Below are 18,956 nucleotides of genomic sequence, written 5' to 3' on the forward strand. Positions count from 1 at the left end.
CATGCGATAAACCCGCTTTACCCGTAGGCAGTAAAGGCGCACAGGCGCCTCCCGATGCGGCGACTGCGCGACCCGATCCTGCTGATTCCGCTGCTGTTCGCTGCTGCGATTCTGGTCGGCGCGCTGATCCTCAGCCTTCCCTTCGCGACATCCAGCGGCCGCGCCGCGCCGCTCCTTACGGCGCTCTTCACTTCGACATCCGCCGTGGCCGTGACCGGGCTCATCGTGGAGGACACGCCGGTTTACTGGTCGCCGTTCGGCCAAACGGTGATCTTGATCCTGTTCCAGATCGGCGGCTTCGGCATCATGACCGCCGCCACCCTGTTCGGCCTGATGGTCGGGCGCGGTTTCGGCGTGCGGGATCACGTGACCACTCAGGTCGAGCGCAACCGGCTGGCGACGGGCGATGTCCCTTCCGTGCTGCGCCTCGTCCTCGCGATCACGTTGGTGGTAGAAGCGGTAGTCGCTATCATTCTCGCCGCCCGCTTCGCCTTCTCTTACGACATGTCCCTCCCCGCCGCATTATGGCACGGACTGTTCCATTCGGTCAGCGCGTTCAACAATGCGGGCTTCTCCAGCTTCTCGGACAGCGTGATGGGATATCAGGCGGACCCGGTCATTCTGGGTCCGATCGCGCTTTCCGTCGTCCTAACCGCACTGGGCTTCCCGGTCATGCAGGATATTCGCGCGAACCGGCTGCACTGGCGGCGCTGGGCGCTGCATTCCAAGGTCACCGTGGCGGGCACGGCATTCCTGCTGGCGAGCGGTTTCGCCGCGATCCTGTTCATGGAATGGAGCAATGCCGCAACGCTCGGCCCGATGGCCGTGGGCACCAAAATGCTCAACGCTGCCTTCCATTCGGTTATGCCGCGCACCGCCGGGTTCAACAGCCTGGATATGGGCGGCATGCACGATGAAACGGTCATGGCGAACTACCTGCTGATGTTCATCGGCGGAGGCAGCGCGGGCACGGCGGGCGGCATCAAGGTGACGACCTTCTTCGTCCTGTTTGCGGTCGTTCTTTCCGAGATACTGGGCCGGCGCGATACCGGACTATTCCAGCGCCGGTTCAAGGGCGAAGTGCAGCGGCAGGCCCTGTCGGTCACCGTACTGGGTGCCTCGCTGATTTTCGTCGCCACCACCTACATCGCCTCGATCAGTCCGTTGCCGCTCGACGACATCCTGTTCGAGTGCATTTCCGCCTTTTCGACCGTCGGCCTGTCGACCGGCATCACCGCCGATCTGCCGCCGACGGCACTGGTCGTCATCATGGCGCTAATGTTCATCGGGCGTGTCGGCACCATCACCATCGCCACCGCCCTTGCGCTCGGCAAGCGCGAGCGGCCCTATCGCTACCCCGAGGAGGACCTCATTGTCGGCTAAACATCGCAAACCTATTCTGGTGGTCGGCCTGGGCCGGTTCGGCGGGGCTGTCGCTCTGACGCTGGAGCGGATGGGGCACGAAGTGCTCGGCGTGGATATCGACCCGGCGCTGGTGCAGGAATACGCCTCTGATCTCGCCCGCGTGGTGGAGGCCGACTGCACCGATCCCGAAACGCTCAAGCGTCTCGGCATTTCGGGCTTCGAGGGCGCCGTGGTCGCGATCGGCACGGATATCGAGGCGAGCGTGCTGACCGTGCTCGCGCTCACCGATCTCGGTTTCGAGAACATCTGGGCCAAAGCGACCAACGATCGCCATGCGCGCATTCTGGAACGGACGGGTGCCGACCATGTCGTCTTCCCCGAACAGCGGATGGGCGAGCGGGTTGCCCATCTCCTCAACGAGCGGCTGACCGATTTCATCCAGTTCGGCGACGAGTTCGCCATCGCCAAGCTCGCTGCGCCCGAAGCGATCGTCGGCGTGCCGCTGGTGACCAGCCAGTGCCGCAAGAGTTACGGCGTAACGGTTGTCGGCGTAAAACGCGAAGGGCAGGATTTCATCCATGCCGTACCCGACACGATCATCTTCCCCGACGACGAGCTGGTCGTTTCCGGCCGGATCGAGGATATCGAGCGCTTTTCCGCGCCCTGATCAGGTCGGCGCGCGGAAGCGGGCGATGAAGAAACCGTCCAAGCCGCCCTGCTCCGCCATCATGCCCGGATCGGTGCGAAGCCAGCCCTCATCGGTCGGCAAGAGACCGGCGGGCAGTTCGGCGGGTACAATGGGATCGGGCTGAAGGGCACAATCGCGCACGATGTCCGGGCCTTCCTCGTCCTCGATGGAACACACCGCGTAAATCAGTCGTCCATTAGGTTTCAGCCAGGTAGCGGCGCGGTCAAGCAAGGCGCGCTGCAGCTCCGCCGCTTCCTCGATCTGCCGGGGCCCGATCCGATGGATCACGTCGGGATGGCGCCGGGCGGTGCCCGAGGCGGTGCATGGCGCATCCAGCAGGATCGCATCGAACCGATGCTTCGGCTCCCAGCGGAGTGCGTCGGCGCGGACGGGGGATGCGGAAAGGCCGGTGCGTTTCAGGTTTGCCTTGAGCAGATCAAGCCGCCGCTTCGACATATCGAGCGCGGTGACATCCCATCCGCCTGCCGCGAGTTGCAGGGTCTTTCCGCCCGGTGCGGCACACAGGTCGAGAACATGGCGACCTTCGCCCGCTCCGAGCAATATGGCAGGAAGCGACGCGGCGAAATCCTGCACCCACCATGCCCCTTCGGCGAAACCCGCAAGTTTCTCGACGTTCTCGCCGCGCGGCAGTCGCAGATGGCCGGATGCAAAGCTGTCGGCTGCAAGCTGCGTCTGCCAGTGCTGCGTTTCCGAAGGGTCTTTCAATGTCAGGTCGAGCGGCGGGGGTTCGGCAAGACCGCGCGCAATGGCCGCGGATCGCTCGCCCCACCGTGCGGCGACATCCGGCGGCAAGGTCGGTGCTCCCGGTAGAGGATCGTCCCGTTTCGCCAGGGTCGAGAACACACCGTGGGCCAATCGCCGCGGCCCCCCCGCAAGTAGTGGCAGGCCCGTCGCGATGACCGCGTGCGGCGGTGTGCCAAGCCGCCATAGCTGGGCGAGCATCAGCCGCAAGACGATCCGGGCCTTGGCATCGTCCGGCAGGCGCTTTTTTGTCGCTCTGTCGATCGCGAGGTCGAGATCGTCCGACCAGCGCAAGGTCTCGCCCGCGATGGCGCGCGCCAGCGCCTTGTCCTCGAACCGGCGGACATCCTGCGTCGCCGCGCCGAACGCCTGATCGAGCGTTTCGCCCCGCCGCGATACGGCATCGAGCAAACGAAGCGCCGCCTTGCGCGCGTGAATTCCGGAAGGATCGGCCATTATCTCGGCGCCCTAGCCCGCCTTGAAACCGCGCGCCAGCATGCGCATTTCCTTACCATGACGAAACGCGCGACCAAGCGGCCCGAACCCTTCGAAAAGCCCGAAAGCTGGAGCAGCGATCCTCCGCCGAAGCCGAAGAAGGGCGAGGTCGACGAAGACCTCAGCCCCACGCGCTATGGCGATTGGGTGAAGGATGGGATCGCAATCGATTTTTAAAGCGGGCGGAGCGTGATCTTCAGCCCGTCTTTCGGTTTGGGGATCGGCCACGGCTGCCATTCCGGCGCATAACCGTCGGCAATCTCGATCCGGTAGCGCTGCAGAAGCTGCGCCATCAGGATCTTCACCTGCATATAGGCGAAGTGCAGGCCTAGGCACATATGCGCGCCGCCGCCGAACGGCAGCCAGGCATATTTGTGGCGGTTCTTCACTTGCTCCGGTGTGAAGCGCATGGGATCGAAAGTGAACGGCGCGTCCCAGTATTCGTCCATGTGATGGGTGAGGTGCACGTTGAAGCCGACCTCCGCCCCGGCCGGTATGCGGTATCCCCTGAACTCGAAACTGCGCAGCGCCCGGCGTGGCAGCGAGGGGACGGGCGGGATCATCCGCAGCGATTCCTTGAACGCCATGTCGGTAAGGTCGAGCTTGCCGAGATCGTCGTAGGATACGCCTCGCGCCTCGCCCGCCGCATCCGGTCCGCCGGTGATCGCGACGATCTCCTGCCGCAACTTCTCCTGCCATTCGGGATGCTGCGCCAGCTTCCAGACCAGCGCCGTCGCCGACGAAGTTATCGTATCGTGTGCCGCCATCATCAGGAAGTTCATGTGATCGACGACCTGATCGACCGGGATGAGCGTGCCGTCCTCGCGCGTCGCATTGGCGAACTGGCTGAACATATCCTGCCCGCCGCCCTCGGCCCGTCGCTTGTGCGTTTCGCGGGTGAAGAGATCGACCAGATAGGCGCGCCCATCGACACCGCGTTTCATCGCGGTGAAGGGCAGAGGCTTGCGAACAGGCGCGACCGACGCCTGCACCATGTCGACGAAGGCCTGGTTGATCTTCGCCGACTCCGGCCCGAACGGAATTCCGAGAAAGCTTTCCGCTGCAAGGTCGAGGGTCAGCTGCTTGATTGCCGGATAGAACAGCATCTCGCCGCCCCAGCCCCATACCTCGCGGGCGATCCCGGCGTCGAGCGAGCCGGCATAGTGCCGCATCGGTTCGGGCTTGAACGCGATCGACAGGGCGCGCCGGTCGATCCGATGATGGTCGAAATCCATCAGCATCAGTCCGCGCGGAAACAGCTTGTGCAGGGTCGGCCCCCAGCCCTGTTCGGAACTGAAGTTCCGGTGCCGGTCCATCAGGATGAGCTCGTTCGCCTCGGCCCCGATCAGGGCAACGTGCCAGCTGCCGAAGGCGCGGTTCTTGTAGACCTTGCCGTAGGTTTCGAACATCCGGCGAGCGAATGCGTGGGGGTCGGCCAGAAGACGGAACGTGTTGCCGATAAGGGGAGGTCCCGCTTCGCCTGGAATATGAGCGAGGTCTCGCGCACTCACCTTGCCTTCGCTGAAATGTTCGGGCGGGCTTTCCGAGCCCAAGGCCATATCGGCCGCCGCAGTCGCCATTCGTCTCTCCCGTGGAATGGATTGCGTTTTGCTACTTACCTTCGTGTAAATAGAAATTCGATCTAAATCCAGCCCGCGAGTTCTCGGCGGACGAGGCCTTCCAGCATATCGAGCCCGGCGGGCGAGGTGTTGAGGCAGGATAGCGCGGCGAAATCCTCGCCCCCTGCATCTGTGAACTGCTCCCGGCCCTGTATCGCGAGTTCTTCCAGCGTTTCGAGACAGTCGGCGGAGAAGCCCGGCGCGGCAATGGCGAGCCTCCTAGTTCCTTTCCGTCCCTCTTCCTCGAGCACCGTATCCGTTGCCGGCTCAAGCCACTTCGCCCGTCCGAAGCGCGACTGGAAAGTAGTGCGGAAGCGCAGATCCGGTCGCTTCAGCCGTTCCTGCAGAAGGCGCGAGGTCTTCTGGCAATGGCAATGATAGGGATCGCCCAGTTCCAGAGTGCGCTGCGGCATGCCGTGGAAACTGAGCAGCAGCACTTCCGGCTCGAACGACAGCGCATCGATCTGGCGGGCAACATCCTTCGCCAGCGCATCGATATAGAGAGGGTCGTCGTGATAGGGGGGCAATGTGCGCAGGCTCGGTTGCCAACGCATTTCCCGCAGCTTGTCCGCAGCCTTGTCCACAACCGTCGCCGTCGTCGCGCCGCTATATTGCGGATAGAGCGGTGCGAGCAATATCCGCTCGCATCCTGCCTGCATCAGCTTCTCGATCCGGTCGCCGAGGGCGGGATTGCCGTAGCGCATGCCCCAGTCGACCAGCACGCCGCCGCCCAGCCGCTTCTGCATCGCTTCCGCCTGATTGCGGGTAATAACGGCGAGAGGCGAGCCCTCCTCGGTCCACACCTGCGAATAGGCGTGGGCGCTTTTCTTGGGGCGTGTGTTCAGGATAATGCCGCGCAGGATCGGCTGCCACGCGATCGCGGGGATTTCCACAACGCGTCTGTCCGAGAGAAATTCGCCCAGATAGCGTTTGACCGCCTTTGGCTCGGCGCTGTCCGGCGTGCCGAGATTGCAGATCAGCACGCCAACCTTGCCGCTGGCGACGGGCGGGTGATCGGTAGGGAGGGACTGCGGCTGCCAGGTCATGCGCTCTCCGATATTAGCGGGAGGGTGCGATAGCGTCTGCCGGTCGCCGCGAACAGGGCGTTGGCGATGGCAGGCGGAGCTACGGCGGTGCCGAGTTCGCCGGGATCAAACGGCTCCGCCTTGCTGGGCAGGAAATCGAGGACGATTTCGGGCGAGGTCGAAAGGCGCGGCAGGTTCAAGCCGCCGAGCGTCCGGGGCACGGGCCGCCCGCTATCGTAGCGCAGGCTTGCACCGACCGCTTGCGACAGCCCGACGATAAGCCCGCCCTCGATCTGCTGGCGTGCGATGTCGAGATTGACGATGCGCCCGATATCGCAGGTAACCGTCAGGCGGCTCACCGTCGCGCCGCCCGGCCCCGGTGTCGCCTCGGCAACGCATGCGATGTGGCCGGCGGTTTCGGGATCACGGCCCATCCGCACCACGGCCAGCCCCTGCCCGCTGCCCTGCCTCCCGCCGTCCCAGTTCGCCAACCGCGTTGCACGGCGCAGGCATTCGGCCATGCGCGGCGCCCCGCCGAGCAGCGCCATGCGATAGAGAAACGGGTCGCGCCCCGCCTCGACCGCCAGCTCATCGATGAAGCATTCGGTGAAGAATGCCGTGTAAGCCGCGCTGCCCCCGCGCATCCGGGTGGTGGGCAAAGGCAGACGGATGGGGATGTGATCCACCGCGACATGGGCGATGCCGTAGGGCGGGATCGCACCTTCGCAAGCTAGAGGATCGGCGGTGCCGGCGCTTCCCTCGATCGCCGCCTCTGGTGTGGCATTGTCGAACAGGCGGTGGCCAATTTCCCGCATAGTAGAGGGCATCGCGAGCTGGGTTCGCCAGGCAATCGGCTCGCCCTCGCCCGCAAGGCTGGCGGCAAGTTCGGCCCGGATTGGCTGGCGCGGCGGCACCGCTTGCATATCCTGCGCGCGCGACCAAGTTAGCTGCACCGGCCGCCCGACCTCTGCCGCAATCTGTGCGACCTCGATCGCATGCTGCTTTTCCAGCCTCGCGTCGAAACTGCCGCCCGCCGCCATCGGATAAAGCACCGCATCGGAAGGCGAGAGTCCGACAGCCCTTGCCGCAGCAATCCGCGCCGCCTCGGGCGCCTGCGCCGCCATCCACAGCTCCAGCCGGCCGCCCTCGATCCGCGCCGTCGCCGATGCGGTTTCGAGCGGTGCATGAACCGCAGGCGCGATTGCATAGCGACGCGCGAAGGTATTGCCACCGAGCGCCTCGTCCGGCTCCCCCACGCTTGCGATGCGTTCTGCCCGCTCGTCCGCCTCGGCCAGTCCTGTTTCCAGTAGCGTCTCGAGCGTGCCGTGATCGACCGCGCCTGGCCCGGTGAAATGCGCTCGCATTCGGGCCAACGCACGGTCGGCGATCCACCAGCTTGTCGCAACCGCAGCCAGCCAGCGTTTGGACTTCACCACGCGCATCAAGCCGCGCATGCCGGCCACCGCATCGGCATCGAACCGATAGAGTTCGGGCAGCCCCCACGGCCCATGCCGGACCGAGGCATAGACCATGCCGGGCAGGCGCACGTCGCCCGCGAACAGGAAGCTCCCGTCGATCTTGGCGGGCAGGTCCAATCGAGGAAATGCCGTTGAGGTCTCCGCCTCGCCGAAGGTCGGTTCCTCGAAGGCGAGCGTGGGCCTCAGCGGCGGAGGGTCGGGCGGATCGAGTTCGGCGGCGGCATCGACCAGCGCGCCGAACGGGAGCCCCCGGCCACCATGCGATACGATGCCGTTTTCGACCAGGCATTCCTCTGGCGCGGCGTCGAACTGTTCGGCGGCTGCGCGGGTCAGCATGTCGCGCGCGCTGGCGGCCGCTTCGCGCAGCGGCGTTTCGTAAGCGGCGAGCGAGGTGCCGGCCGCCGTCGCGCCGAATGCCTCGGCCCGGGCGAAGCGCTCGACGAGAAAGTCGTCCGCCGTATCGGCCAGCGCGGGGATCGCTGCCCACATTTCTGCCCACTCGGCGGCAAGCGGCAAATTGGCATAGAGGCCGGCAGGCGGCGCCGGTTCCACCGCAATCTGCCGCCAATCGGCTCCCAGTTCCACCGCCGCGACCTGCGCCAGGATGGTCGTAACCCCCTGCCCCATTTCGAGCTGCGGGATGGATATCGTGACCACCCCGTCGCGCGCCACCGTCAGCCAGCCGCCGAATGCGAACTCGCCCTCGCGCGGCGACAGGGGCGCGCCGTAATGCCTCGGCCAGAGCGTCCAAGCGACGACCAGCCCGCCCGCCACCGCGCCGCTGGCAAGCAGGCCTCGCCGCGTCACGGGAAAGCTTACCTTCTCGCGCTCAGCCATTCGCGCAACGTTTTGGCGATGTCCGCGAACGGCGCGGCGACCGCATCGTCGCCCGCCGCGGGAGGCTTGCCGCCATCGCTGCCTTGCCGGATCGCGAGGTCGAGCGGAATGCGTCCGAGGAACGGCAATTCGAGCCGTTCGGCGGCGGCTTCCACTCCGCCGGCGCCGAACGGGTCGGACACCTCGCCGCAATGCGGGCAGGCATAGCCGGCCATATTCTCGACGAGACCGATCACCGGCACGCCGCCAGCATCGAACAACTGCCCGGCGCGCGCGGCATCGATCAGCGCGAGATCCTGCGGCGTGGACACGAGCACGGCACCCGCAGGCTTGAACTTCTGGAGCATGGTCAATTGCACGTCGCCGGTGCCGGGCGGCAGATCGACCAGCAGCACTTCGGTTTCGCCCCACGCCGCATCCATCAGCTGGGTAAGCGCCCCGCCCGCCATCGGCCCGCGCCACGCCAGCGCCTTCCCCGGCGCGACGAGCTGGCCCATCGAAAGCAAGGGCACGCCGAATGGCGTCTCGACCGGGACCAGCTTCTCGTCCCGTGTGGTAGGCTTGGTGCCCTGCACGCCGAAGATCACCGGCTGCGAGGGGCCGTAAATATCGGCGTCGACCAGGCCGATCTTCACGCCCTGCCGTGCGAGCGCGACGGCGAGGTTGGCGGTCAACGTGGATTTGCCGACCCCGCCCTTGCCCGATCCGATGGCGATAATCGTGCGCGCGGTTCGCTGGGCGGTGGAGGCAATACGCACATCGGCGATATCGTCTTCCGCAAGCAGGGCGGATCGCACACGCTCCTCAAAGCCGGAACGCTCGGCTTCGGCCATCCCGGCGACGTCCAGCACCGCAGTCGCGCGGCCTTCGTTCACGACGACAGCGCCGATACGGCGCGCCTCGTCGTCGTCCAATCTGCCTTGCAAGCGTGTTTTAGGATTTGTCCCGGCCATGGCCGCTGCTGCTGTATCATCGAAAAGCGCGCGGCAACCCCTGTTTTTCCCGCGAAGCGCACCTATAAGAACAGACATGAGACTTTTGGACGGGCTTACGAAGGGTATTCGCCTGGCGATGGCCGGCACGAACAATCCGTGGGGCGGCAAGAACGACGACGATGGCGACAAGCCGCGCGCCGACAAACCGAATGGTCCCCGCAATCCGTGGCTTCCGCCCTCGGGCGGGAATTCCGGTAATCAGGGTCGGCGGGGTCCGAATATCGAGGATATCTTCAAGAACCGCGGTCCCGAAGGCCCGCGCCGTACCGGTGGGCCGGGCGGCCCCGGCTTTCGCATGCCTCAACGCCCAAACGGCAAGAGCTGGTTTCCGTTGGCAATCATCGCTCTTGTCGTCATCGTTCTTCTGGCGACTAGCATCCACTTGATCGGCCCGCAGCAGCAGGGGGTGGTCAAGACCTTCGGTAGTTATACGAGATCGCTCGATTCCGGTATCAATTTCACGGCACCCTTCCCGATCGAGACGGTCGATGTCGAAGACGTGCAAGGCGTTCGCGCCATTCGCATTCCGGGCAACAACCAGCAGGTGAAGCTGATCCTGACCGGTGACCAGAACCTCGTCGATTTAAGTTACATCGTGCGCTGGAACATAACCGATCTGGCGAACTTCAAGTTCCGCCTGACGACGCCGGAAGATACCGTCGCCGAGGTTGCCGAGGCGGCAATGCGCGCCGCAGTGGCCGAGACAAATCTGGACGAGACATTCTCCGGTCAGGGCCGCGCGGCGATAGAACAGAATGTGCGCGAGCGGATGCAGCGCACTCTGGATAGCTACAATGCCGGTATCCGCGTGCTGGGTGTGGAAATCGAAAAGGCCGACCCGCCCTCCGAAGTCGTCGACGCGTTCCGCGATGTGCAGGTCGCCGAGCAGAACGCCGATGCTGCGCGCAACCAGGCGCAGGGTTATGCGCAGCAGGTCCTGGCGCAGGCTCAGGGTGAAGCCGAGGCATTCGATAAGGTGTACGAGGAATATCGCCTCGCGCCCGAGGTCACTCGCCAGCGCCTCTATTACGAAACCATGGAACGCGTCTTGTCCAAGACCGACAAGACGATCGTGGAGGCCCCCGGTGTGACGCCATACCTCCCGCTCCCCGAAATCCAGCGCCGCGCCCAACAGGCGACGCCTGCCGCCCCCGCCCCCACGACGGGAGGAAATTGAGATGGCTATGAACCCCGAACGTATCTGGCAGGATCACAAGCTCTCGATCATCGTGCTCGCGGTGCTCGTCGTCATTCTTGCCATGAGCATCTATGTCGTGCCCGAAGAAGAGCAGGCGGTTGTCGTGCGGACGGGTGAGCCGATCCGCACTGTCAATACCGTCGGTGGAGATTCGAAGGCCGGGCTTTATCTGCGCGCGCCCTTCATCGACCGGGTGGTCCGTGTCGAGAAACGTTTGCTCGACCTCGAGATGGCGGACGAGGAAGTGCTGTCGAACGATCAGCAGCGCCTGCTCGTGAATGCCTATGCCCGGTTCCGCGTCACCGACCCCGTGCGCATGGTCGAACGCGCAGGCTCGACGGACGGCGTACGTAGCGCGCTCGAGCCGATCCTGAACTCGGTGCTGCGGCAGGAACTTGGTCGCCGGACCTTCCAGGCGATGCTGACGGCGGAACGCGGTTCGGCGCTCGCCAATGTGCGCGCAAATTTGGACCGGCAGGCCCGCCAATACGGTGCCGAAGTGGTCGATGTGCAGATCAAGCGGACCGACTTGCCCGAAGCCCCGCTGCAATCCGCTTTCCGCCGCATGGAGTCCGATCGCGAACGCGAAGCGCGCACCATTCGCGCGCAGGGCGGCCGCGATGCCCGCATCATCCGGGCCGACGCCGACGCGGAAGCCGCCCGCATCTATGCGGATGCGTTCGGCAAGGATGCGCAGTTCTACGATTTCTATCGCGCCATGCAGAGCTACGATGCGACCTTCGCACCGGAGAACGGGAATGCAGCCAGCAACTTCATCCTGTCGCCCGACAACGAGTATTTGAGGCAGTTCCGCGGACAGCGTTGACCGTTCGTCGAACCGCCCCGCCCCGTTCAATCGCGATTAAGCGCGCTGAACCAAATTCGGAGCGGAAACCGCACGAAAGCGTAGGTGATTTATCTACGGCTTCGTGCCGGGTCACTCAACTTTAGAGAGGACAACCAACCTGTGCGTTATGCCTATTCCGTAACTGCCGCCCTTCTTGCAGGCGGTGCCGCCATGTCGCTGGCCGGGTTTCCGGCGGGCGCGCAAGTCGCGCAGAACGACGACAGTCAGATGGCCCGCATGGTCCCGCGAAATGGGGCACCGGCCAGCTTCGCCGATCTGACCGAACAATTGCAGCCGGCCGTGGTCAATATCTCCACTCGCCAGCGGGTCGAGGTGCAATCGGGCGGAAATCCCTTCGCAGGCACACCGCTCGAAGATCTGTTCAACCAGCGGCGCGGCGGACAACAAGAGCCGCAATACCGCGAAGGCCAGTCGCTCGGCTCCGGCTTCATCATGTCGGCCGATGGCTATGTGGTTACGAACAATCACGTCGTCAGCCCGACGGGCCGAGGCACGGTCGAGGAAATCACCGTGACCATGCCGGACGGCACCGAATATCCGGCCGAACTGGTCGGTGCGGATGCGTCTTCCGACCTCGCAGTGCTGAAGATCGCCCGCGACGAACCTTTCCCGTTCGTACAGTTCGGCGATTCGTCGCAGGCCCGCGTGGGTGACTGGGTGGTCGCGATCGGCAATCCCTTCGGCCTCGGCGGAACGGTGACCAGCGGCATCGTATCCGCCGTGTATCGCAACACTGGTTCGGGCGGCGCCTACGATCGCTATCTCCAGACCGATGCCTCGATCAATCGCGGCAATTCGGGCGGTCCGTTGTTCGACATGCAGGGCAATGTAATCGGCATTAACAACGCCATCCTTTCGCCCTCGGGCGGCAGCGTCGGGATCGGCTTCGCGATCCCCGCCGAAACGGCCGCACCCATCGTCGACAAGCTGCGGCGCGGGGTGGAAATCCAGCGCGGCTATCTCGGCGTGCAGATCCAGCCAGTGACCGACGATCTCGCGGCATCGCTGGGCATCAGCGAGAACCGCGGCGAATTCGTCCAAGGCGTTCAGCCGGGTGAAGCGGCGGAACGCGCCGGCATCCAGGCCGGCGATATCGTCCTGCGTGTGAACGGCGAGGACGTGACGCCGGATCAGACGCTGTCCTTCCTGGTCGCCAATATCGAACCCGGCACGAGTATCCCTGTCGAACTGATCCGTAATGGCGAACGGCGACGGTTGAATGTCACAGTGGGCAAGCGCCCGAGTGAGGAAGAGCTGCGCCAAAGCCAGATGTTCGATCCGGACGCCGAAGACATGGACGAGCAGGAACCCGAAACGGGCAGCGAAGTGGTGATGGAGCGGCTCGGCCTGCAGGTCATCGCCCTTACCCCGCAGATCGCGCGGCAGCTTGGCGTTTCGGCCGATACGAACGGCGTGGTTGTCGGCGGCGTGTCGCCCAATTCGGATGCGGCGCGCAAGGGCCTTCGTCGCGGCGACATCATCCTGAGCGCCAACTATCAAACGGTGAACACACCCTCGGCGCTCGAAGCCGCGGTTGAAGCCGCGCGGCGGGAAAACCGCGATGCGGTCCTGCTGCGGGTTCAGCGCCGTGGTGGTCCCGCCCAATATGTGGCGGTACGCTTCAACTAAACGTCGAAATTCGAAGCAATATCGAACCCTCCCGGCAGCAATGCCGGGAGGGTTTTTTCGTATCAGCGCGGAGTTGGAGTAGGCGCAGGTTGCGAGCGCGGTTCGCCGCCCCGGCCCAATGCCCGGTCAAGGAAGTCATCGCCCACCGCCTGCGGTGCGCCATCTACAGCGCGGTCCTGGCTGCCCGGCGGCGGCGGCACCCGGCGTGTCGGCGGAGGCGCGGGCGGGCGCGGCGTAGTCCCATCCTGCGAAGGTGGAGCGTTCGGATCGGCGGGATAGGGGTTTTGCTCGACCGGTCCCTCACCACGGCCCGGTTCGATCAGGTTGCCCTGCTCGTCGATGTAGTAATAGTCGTCGGGATCGCCGAAGAGATATTCGTCGTCCGGCTCCAGCTGCCACTCGGGCAATTTGAGCTCGGTGACGAATTCCTCGACCGGACGATCCTTCACGGCATAGCGCATATAGGCAGCGAAGGCCTGTGCCGGTGCGCGCCCGCCCTGCAATCCGCTCACCGCGCGGTTATCGTCGCGGCCCATCCAGACGCCGGTTGTGATGCCGGAGGAGAAGCCGACAAAATAGCCATCCTTGTTCGAACTGGTCGTGCCGGTCTTGCCTGCCACGGGGCGCCCGATCTGAGCCGCCCGCCCGGTACCGGTCTGCACGCCCGTCTGCAGCAGGTCGGTGATGCCGGCGGTGACGTAATCGGGAATGAGCTGCGCCGCGCGGCGCTGTTCGTGGCGGTAAAGCAATTCGCCGTCTGCGGTCGTCACCTTGACGATGCCGTAGGGCTCGACCGAATTGCCGCCAGCGGAGATCGCCGCGAAAGCGCGTGTCATGTCGATCAGGCGCGTTTCGTTCGACCCCAGCACCATGGAGGGATAGGTCGTGATCGGGGTGGTGATGCCGAACCGCCGCGCCATCGAAGCGACCGTGCCGAAGCCGACTTCGTTGCCGAGCTGGGCGGCGACCGTGTTGATCGAATAGGCGAACGCCGTGCGCAGGTTGGTCTCGCCGATATTGCGTCCGCTCGAATTGCGCGGGCTCCAGCCGCCGATCGTCACCGGCGTATCCACCACGCGGTCGTCCGGCGTGTAACCCGCTTCGAGAGCGGCGAGATAGACGAAGAGCTTCCAGGCGGAACCGGGTTGTCGCAGCGCGCTGGTGGCCCGGTTGTAATTCGTCTCGACGTAATCCGTGCCGCCCACCAACGCGAGGATCGCCCCGTCGCGGTCGAGGCTGACCAGGGCCCCTTGCGCCCCGGTCGGTGAATTGGCCTTGATCGCCGCGGTTGCCGCCGCCTGCATGCCGGGATCGAGCGTGGTCCAGACCTCGATCGGCTCGAAGGTCTCGGGCAGCAGCAGATCGAGCTGCGGCAGCGCCCAGTCGGTGAAATAGCGAACCGAGTTCTGCCCCGGCTCTTCCTTCAGCTTGACGTTCGAGACATCGACAGACGCCTGCGCAGGCGTGATGTACCCCTGCTCTTCCATCAGCCGCAGGACCACGCCCGCCCGCCCGACGGCTGCGTCGACGTCTGCGGTCGGGGAGTAGCGGCTCGGCGCCTTGACGAGACCGGCGATGATCGCCGCTTCGGCCACGGAAAGATCGGTGCCGGGATGGCTGAAGAATTTTCGACTCGCGCTGTCGATGCCGTACGCACCGCCGCCGAAATAGACCTTGTTGAGGTACAGCTCGAGGATCTGCTGCTTGGAGAATTTCCATTCGAGCGCCAGCGCCAGCACGCCTTCGCGCAGCTTGCGATCGAGCGTGCGATTGGAGTTGAGGAAGACGTTTCGAGCGAGTTGCTGGGTAATTGTAGACGTTGCCGATACGCGCCGGTCGTCCGTTGCGGCTGTATAAAGCGCCCGCCCAAGGCCGTAAGGATCGACACCGGGATGAGAATAGAAGCGGCGATCCTCCACCGCGATCATCGCATCCTTCATGACTTCGGGTATTTCGTTCGACGAAAGCCATTTGCCGTAGCTCGGCCCGAGTTCGACGATCTCGGTTCCGTCTCTCGCGCGCACGACGATGGTCTGCGCGTTCTGCGTCGCCTTCAATTGGTAGAAGCTCGGCAAAGAGCGCGCAGCGAAGATGACGGCGATTGCCAGGAACAGCAGCCCGAGCGCGCCAATGGCGCCGCCCCACAGGAAAAGCCGCTTCATCCAGCGAGCAAAGCGGCCGCCTTCCCGTGTCTCGGACGCGGCGCGTTTTGCGCGCCCATCACGCTTCGATCGCTTTCGCCGATCGCCTCTCTTATCCATTCTTCGCCGTCACCCCGGTACCGTCTGGCTGCCCTATAGTCGCCGCGCTGTTTCATGGCGAGCCGTAACGGCGGGTGAATATCGGAAGGCGCAGTAGCTGCTATCCCTCCGGTGCGAAATCGAGCGCGGCGGAATTGATGCAATAGCGAAGCCCGCTTTCGCCCGGCCCATCCGGGAAAACATGGCCCAAGTGGCTTTCGCAATTCGCGCATAGCACCTCGGTGCGGACCATGCCGTGGCTGGTGTCGCGCTTCGTTTCGACCGAATCACTTTCGGCGGGATCTGTGAAGCTCGGCCAGCCCGAACCGCTGTCGTATTTGTCGCTGCTTTCGAACACGACCTGCCCGCAGGCGGCACAGTGATATTCGCCGTCCTGCTTGTTCTTGTCGTATTTGCCGGTGAAGGCCCGTTCGGTGCCGCCTTCGCGGAGTACGTGATACTGCTCGGGGCTCAGTTTCTCGCGCCATTCGGCATCGGTCATCGTCTTGCTGTCGCTCATAAGTCTCTTCCGTTTTCGGGTATGAACTGGCAACGGTGCACCCGGCGCCGCGGTTCCGGTGCGGAGTGCGAGGGGGCGGCGCGGTTTGCCTTGACGAATCCACGCACGGTGGCTAAGTGCGCCGCTTTCCGGCGGTTCGTCCGCCATTTTCGACGATTTACGAGATTTCCGCCACGCTCGCTGCGTGGCCCGACCGAGGACACACATGGCCAATACGCCGCAAGCCAAAAAGCGCATCCGTCGCAACAATGCCCGTGCCGAAATCAACGGCGCGCGCGTCAGCCGCATCCGTACGCATCTGAAGCGCGTCGAGACCGCGATCGAAGCGGGTGACAAGGATCAGGCGCAGACGGCGCTCAAGGCGGCGCAGCCCGAACTCGCTCGCGGTGTGGCGCGTGGCGTGATGCACAAGAACACGGCGGCCCGTAAGATGAGCCGTCTGTCGAAGCGCGTTTCGGCACTCTAACTGGTTATCGGCGGGGCGCCTCAGGCGCTGCGTATATCTACCTAAAAAGCAACGATGAGGGCCAGCCCGCGCGTAGCGGTGCTGGCCCTTTTTGCTGTCGCAAGCCGGTGTCAGAGTTCCGTCATATTGCCCGAAAGGAAACCCTTTGTTTTTCCGTGATTCGGTAACGCCAAAACGGCTTTATCGTTGAAATGCAAAGGGTTGAACGGGGTCCTGCGGCTTTCGCCCGGTCAACAAGTTTATTTCAGATTTTTTGCGTTCTCCACCCTTGCGACTCATCGCGAACGCGACCTACACAATGGCCACCGCTCGGGAAGGGACAGCCCGGGCTACCACATTCGAAGCTACCTTTGGGAGCGACCGCCGGAATGCGATTCCGGGGCACGGCGAAGCTGTGCCGGGTCGCCCTTCACGCAAGACAGGGGCCGATGAGGCCGGGGGTTGGATTAACATGGTGAAGGCATCGGACGCTGCAGGCATCAAACGCAAGGCCGATAACGATATGGAAGATCTGGAAGCCGTAAATCTTGCAGCGGACTGGGCCGATATCAGCCAGGGCCTGCGCAAGGATCTGGGGCACCAGCTCCATAGCCAGTGGATCAAGCCGATCCAGCTCGGCCGGATCGATGCCGCAACCGGAACGCTCGACCTTTTCCTGCCGACCGAATTCAGTGCCAACTGGGTAAAGGACCGCTTCGCCGACCGCCTTAGCCTCGCCTGGAAGATCGCCCGCAGCGAAGTGCGCAGCGTGCGCATAGGCGTCCATCCCGGTCGCCGGCAGGTTTCGGAACTGCGCCTCGGTGCGGACAATCGCCGCGCGGCCAACGATTCGGGCGCGATCAATGCGATCGGTGCCGATACGATCGGGGATTCCGGTTTCACCTCGAGCATCGGGCTCGATGCCTCGCTGACTTTTGCCGCCTTCGTCACCGGCGAAGCGAATGTGCTCGCCTTCAACGCGGCGCAGCGCATGTCGGCGAACGAGAAGCCGCAATTCTCGCCGCTCTATCTCAAGGCGGCGACCGGTCAGGGCAAGACGCACCTCCTGCATTCGATTGGCCATGCCTTCCTTCAGGCGCACAGCCGCAGCCGCATCTTCTACTGCAGCGCGGAGCGGTTCATGGTCGAATTCGTCCAGGCGCTGAAAGCCGGACGAATGATGGAATTCAAGGCGCGGCTGCGCAGTTTCGACCTGCTGCTCGTCGACGATATCCAGTTCATCATCGGCAAGGCGTCAGCGCAGGAAGAATTGCTCTACACGATCGATGCGCTCCTGGCCGAAGGCAAGCGCCTTGTGTTCGCGGCCGACCGCGCGCCGCAGGCGCTCGACGGGGTGGAACCGCGGCTGCTCAGCCGCCTCAGCATGGGCCTCGTCGCCGATATCCAGCCCGCCGATATCGAACTTCGCAAGAAGATCCTGCATAGCAAACTCACTCGCTTTGCGCCGCTTGCCGTGCCGGAGGACGTGCTCGATTTTCTCGCCCGTACGATTACGCGTAATGTGCGCGAGCTGTGCGGCGGCCTCAACAAGCTGATCGCCTATGCGCAGCTGACGGGGCAGGAAGTCTCGCTCCAGCTGGCCGAGGAACAGTTGACCGATATCCTGTCGGCCAATCGCCGGCGGATCACGATCGACGAAATTCAGCGTACCGTCTGCCAGTTCTACCGGATCGACCGCAGCGAGATGTCGAGCAAGCGTCGCGCGCGCGCCGTCGTTCGTCCGCGGCAGGTGGCAATGTACCTGTCGAAGGTTCTCACGCCGCGCAGCTACCCCGAAATCGGGCGCAAGTTCGGCGGGCGGGACCACTCCACCGTTATCCACGCCGTGCGCCTGATCGAGGATTTGCGCGAACGCGATGCGGATATGGACGGCGATGTGCGCAGCCTGTTGCGCCAGCTCGAAAGCTGACGCGCGGAAGCTATCGACAGGGCATCCACAGCCTGCCAACAGGCCGTTCATGCCCTTATCCCCCGACCGTCTCGACCGGTTCGCCCGCCATATCGTGTTGCCCGAAATCGGCGGCGCGGGGCAGGTGGCGCTGGCCGGCAAGCATCTTGTCCTCGTGGGTCTGGGTGGGATCGGCTCCCCCGCCCTCCAGTATCTTGCCGCCGCCGGGATCGGAAAGCTTACGCTGGTCGATAACGACCGGGTCGATGCGACTAATTTGCAGCGCCAGACGCTCTATTCCGAGCGCGATATCGGCCATGGCAAGGCGGTCGCGGCGAAACGCTGGGTGACCGGGTTCGACCCGGCACTCGATGTAACGATCAGCGATCGACGGATCGACTCCGACCGCGCCGCAACGCTGGTCGAAGGCGCGGACCTCGTGCTCGACGGTACCGACAATTTTGCCACCCGGCTCGCCATGTCGGATGCCTGCGTGGCCGAGCGCGTCCCCCTCCTTTCCGCCGCGGTCGGTCGCTTTCAAGGGCAGGTGGGCGCATTCGCCGGACATCTGCCGCACGAAGCCTGCTATCGCTGTTTCGTCGGCGATGCCTTCGATGCCGACGATTGCGACACTTGCGCAGAAGAAGGCATGCTGGGCGCCATGGTGGGCTGGGTCGGCACCTTCGCATCGCTGCATGCGGTGCGCATTCTCCTCAATCCCACGGGGGGTTTCGGCGAGCCGCAATGGAGCACGGTGCACCTGCTCGACGGAATGGCCCCGGCGATGCGTCAATTCGCCATCGCGAAAGACCCGAACTGCAAGGCATGTGGGTCCGGAGTCCCGAAACCGGACAAATATTAACCATCGATTACGCGCTATTGC

General features: G+C 64.4%; 16 protein-coding genes. 9 read left to right on the forward strand and 7 right to left on the reverse strand.

Annotated features, from left to right (window positions below; all coding sequences use genetic code 11):
• The first annotated feature begins 54 nt into the window (after window positions 1-54).
• Window positions 55-1,383, forward strand: a complete 1,329-nt coding sequence (locus E3U23_RS07270) for a TrkH family potassium uptake protein (RefSeq protein ID WP_279350565.1) — start codon at window positions 55-57, stop codon at window positions 1,381-1,383.
• A complete protein-coding gene (locus E3U23_RS07275) occupies window positions 1,373-2,032 on the forward strand; it encodes a potassium channel family protein (protein ID WP_279350566.1) in 660 nt (219 codons plus the stop codon). Before E3U23_RS07270 ends, E3U23_RS07275 begins: the two co-directional genes overlap by 11 nt.
• On the opposite strand, the gene E3U23_RS07280 is transcribed toward E3U23_RS07275, so the two are convergent.
• A complete protein-coding gene (locus tag E3U23_RS07280) occupies window positions 2,033-3,271 on the reverse strand; it encodes an RsmB/NOP family class I SAM-dependent RNA methyltransferase (protein ID WP_279350567.1) in 1,239 nt (412 codons plus the stop codon).
• Between the two features lie 57 nt (window positions 3,272-3,328).
• Here E3U23_RS07280 and E3U23_RS07285 point away from each other — a divergent pair, with 57 nt between their 5' ends.
• Entirely contained in the window at window positions 3,329-3,487 is a 159-nt protein-coding gene (locus E3U23_RS07285) for a DUF1674 domain-containing protein (protein ID WP_279350568.1), read from the forward strand.
• Here the strand turns inward: E3U23_RS07285 and E3U23_RS07290 are convergent.
• The 4 genes from E3U23_RS07290 to E3U23_RS07305 all read right to left on the reverse strand — a co-directional run bounded on the left by E3U23_RS07290 (window position 3,484) and on the right by E3U23_RS07305 (window position 9,222).
• Window positions 3,484-4,890 carry a cytochrome P450 gene (locus E3U23_RS07290; protein ID WP_279350569.1) on the reverse strand — a complete coding sequence of 469 codons (1,407 nt, stop codon included), beginning with the start codon at window positions 4,888-4,890 and terminating at the stop codon, window positions 3,484-3,486. The genes E3U23_RS07285 and E3U23_RS07290 overlap by 4 nt on opposite strands.
• A 62-nt stretch (window positions 4,891-4,952) precedes the next feature.
• A complete protein-coding gene (gene hemH / locus E3U23_RS07295; RefSeq protein ID WP_279350570.1) occupies window positions 4,953-5,975 on the reverse strand; it encodes a ferrochelatase in 1,023 nt (340 codons plus the stop codon).
• Window positions 5,972-8,269 (reverse strand): xanthine dehydrogenase family protein molybdopterin-binding subunit, encoded by a 2,298-nt coding sequence (locus E3U23_RS07300; RefSeq protein ID WP_279350571.1) that lies wholly within the window; start codon window positions 8,267-8,269, stop codon window positions 5,972-5,974. The genes hemH and E3U23_RS07300 overlap by 4 nt, the downstream gene beginning before the upstream one ends.
• Window positions 8,248-9,222: an Mrp/NBP35 family ATP-binding protein gene (locus tag E3U23_RS07305; protein WP_431732667.1), complete on the reverse strand. Its 975-nt coding sequence runs from the start codon at window positions 9,220-9,222 to the stop codon at window positions 8,248-8,250. The genes E3U23_RS07300 and E3U23_RS07305 overlap by 22 nt, the downstream gene beginning before the upstream one ends.
• 76 nt (window positions 9,223-9,298) lie before the next feature.
• Here E3U23_RS07305 and hflK point away from each other — a divergent pair, with 76 nt between their 5' ends.
• The 3 genes from hflK (at window position 9,299) to E3U23_RS07320 (ending at window position 12,959) form a co-directional block, all read left to right on the forward strand.
• The gene (gene hflK, locus E3U23_RS07310) at window positions 9,299-10,441 is read left to right on the forward strand and encodes a protease modulator HflK (protein WP_279350573.1); all 1,143 of its coding nucleotides are present in this window, start codon (window positions 9,299-9,301) and stop codon (window positions 10,439-10,441) included.
• A 1-nt stretch (window position 10,442) separates the two neighbouring features.
• Window positions 10,443-11,288, forward strand: a complete 846-nt coding sequence (hflC, locus tag E3U23_RS07315) for a protease modulator HflC (protein ID WP_431732668.1) — start codon at window positions 10,443-10,445, stop codon at window positions 11,286-11,288.
• A gap of 141 nt (window positions 11,289-11,429) precedes the next feature.
• Window positions 11,430-12,959, forward strand: a complete 1,530-nt coding sequence (locus E3U23_RS07320; RefSeq protein ID WP_279350574.1) for a Do family serine endopeptidase — start codon at window positions 11,430-11,432, stop codon at window positions 12,957-12,959.
• A 62-nt stretch (window positions 12,960-13,021) separates the two neighbouring features.
• On the opposite strand, the gene E3U23_RS07325 is transcribed toward E3U23_RS07320, so the two are convergent.
• Together E3U23_RS07325 and msrB are read right to left on the reverse strand one after the other, a co-directional pair.
• Entirely contained in the window at window positions 13,022-15,220 is a 2,199-nt protein-coding gene (locus E3U23_RS07325; protein ID WP_279350576.1) for a PBP1A family penicillin-binding protein, read from the reverse strand.
• Between the two features lie 100 nt (window positions 15,221-15,320).
• Entirely contained in the window at window positions 15,321-15,719 is a 399-nt protein-coding gene (msrB, locus tag E3U23_RS07330; protein ID WP_279350577.1) for a peptide-methionine (R)-S-oxide reductase MsrB, read from the reverse strand.
• A 205-nt stretch (window positions 15,720-15,924) separates the two neighbouring features.
• Here msrB and rpsT point away from each other — a divergent pair, with 205 nt between their 5' ends.
• The 3 genes from rpsT (at window position 15,925) to E3U23_RS07345 (ending at window position 18,935) form a co-directional block, all read left to right on the forward strand.
• Window positions 15,925-16,185, forward strand: coding sequence for a 30S ribosomal protein S20 (rpsT, locus tag E3U23_RS07335; protein WP_279350578.1), 261 nt, complete (start codon window positions 15,925-15,927; stop codon window positions 16,183-16,185).
• A gap of 451 nt (window positions 16,186-16,636) precedes the next feature.
• On the forward strand, window positions 16,637-18,094 hold the full coding sequence (dnaA, locus tag E3U23_RS07340; protein WP_279350579.1) for a chromosomal replication initiator protein DnaA: 1,458 nt from the start codon (window positions 16,637-16,639) through the stop codon (window positions 18,092-18,094).
• A gap of 49 nt (window positions 18,095-18,143) precedes the next feature.
• Window positions 18,144-18,935 carry a HesA/MoeB/ThiF family protein gene (locus E3U23_RS07345; RefSeq protein WP_279350580.1) on the forward strand — a complete coding sequence of 264 codons (792 nt, stop codon included), beginning with the start codon at window positions 18,144-18,146 and terminating at the stop codon, window positions 18,933-18,935.
• Window positions 18,936-18,956: the final 21 nt, after the last annotated feature.

The organism is Erythrobacter litoralis (assembly GCF_029760855.1).
GTDB lineage: Bacteria > Pseudomonadota > Alphaproteobacteria > Sphingomonadales > Sphingomonadaceae > Qipengyuania > Qipengyuania litoralis_A.

Bases quoted from the DNA above. Each gene is read 5' to 3' on its own strand.
- E3U23_RS07280 (WP_279350567.1), bottom strand. From the start codon at position 3,271: ATGGCCGATCCTTCCGGAATTCACGCGCGCAAGGCGGCGCTTCGTTTG.
- hemH (WP_279350570.1), bottom strand. From the start codon at position 5,975: ATGACCTGGCAGCCGCAGTCCCTCCCTACCGATCACCCGCCCGTCGCC.
- E3U23_RS07285 (WP_279350568.1), top strand. From the start codon at position 3,329: ATGACGAAACGCGCGACCAAGCGGCCCGAACCCTTCGAAAAGCCCGAA.
- E3U23_RS07345 (WP_279350580.1), top strand. From the start codon at position 18,144: ATGCCCTTATCCCCCGACCGTCTCGACCGGTTCGCCCGCCATATCGTG.
- msrB (WP_279350577.1), bottom strand. From the start codon at position 15,719: ATGAGCGACAGCAAGACGATGACCGATGCCGAATGGCGCGAGAAACTG.
- E3U23_RS07270 (WP_279350565.1), top strand. From the start codon at position 55: ATGCGGCGACTGCGCGACCCGATCCTGCTGATTCCGCTGCTGTTCGCT.
- dnaA (WP_279350579.1), top strand. From the start codon at position 16,637: ATGGTGAAGGCATCGGACGCTGCAGGCATCAAACGCAAGGCCGATAAC.
- E3U23_RS07300 (WP_279350571.1), bottom strand. From the start codon at position 8,269: ATGGCTGAGCGCGAGAAGGTAAGCTTTCCCGTGACGCGGCGAGGCCTG.
- hflC (WP_431732668.1), top strand. From the start codon at position 10,443: ATGGCTATGAACCCCGAACGTATCTGGCAGGATCACAAGCTCTCGATC.
- hflK (WP_279350573.1), top strand. From the start codon at position 9,299: ATGAGACTTTTGGACGGGCTTACGAAGGGTATTCGCCTGGCGATGGCC.
- E3U23_RS07325 (WP_279350576.1), bottom strand. From the start codon at position 15,220: ATGGATAAGAGAGGCGATCGGCGAAAGCGATCGAAGCGTGATGGGCGC.
- rpsT (WP_279350578.1), top strand. From the start codon at position 15,925: ATGGCCAATACGCCGCAAGCCAAAAAGCGCATCCGTCGCAACAATGCC.
- E3U23_RS07290 (WP_279350569.1), bottom strand. From the start codon at position 4,890: ATGGCGACTGCGGCGGCCGATATGGCCTTGGGCTCGGAAAGCCCGCCC.
- E3U23_RS07305 (WP_431732667.1), bottom strand. From the start codon at position 9,222: ATGGCCGGGACAAATCCTAAAACACGCTTGCAAGGCAGATTGGACGAC.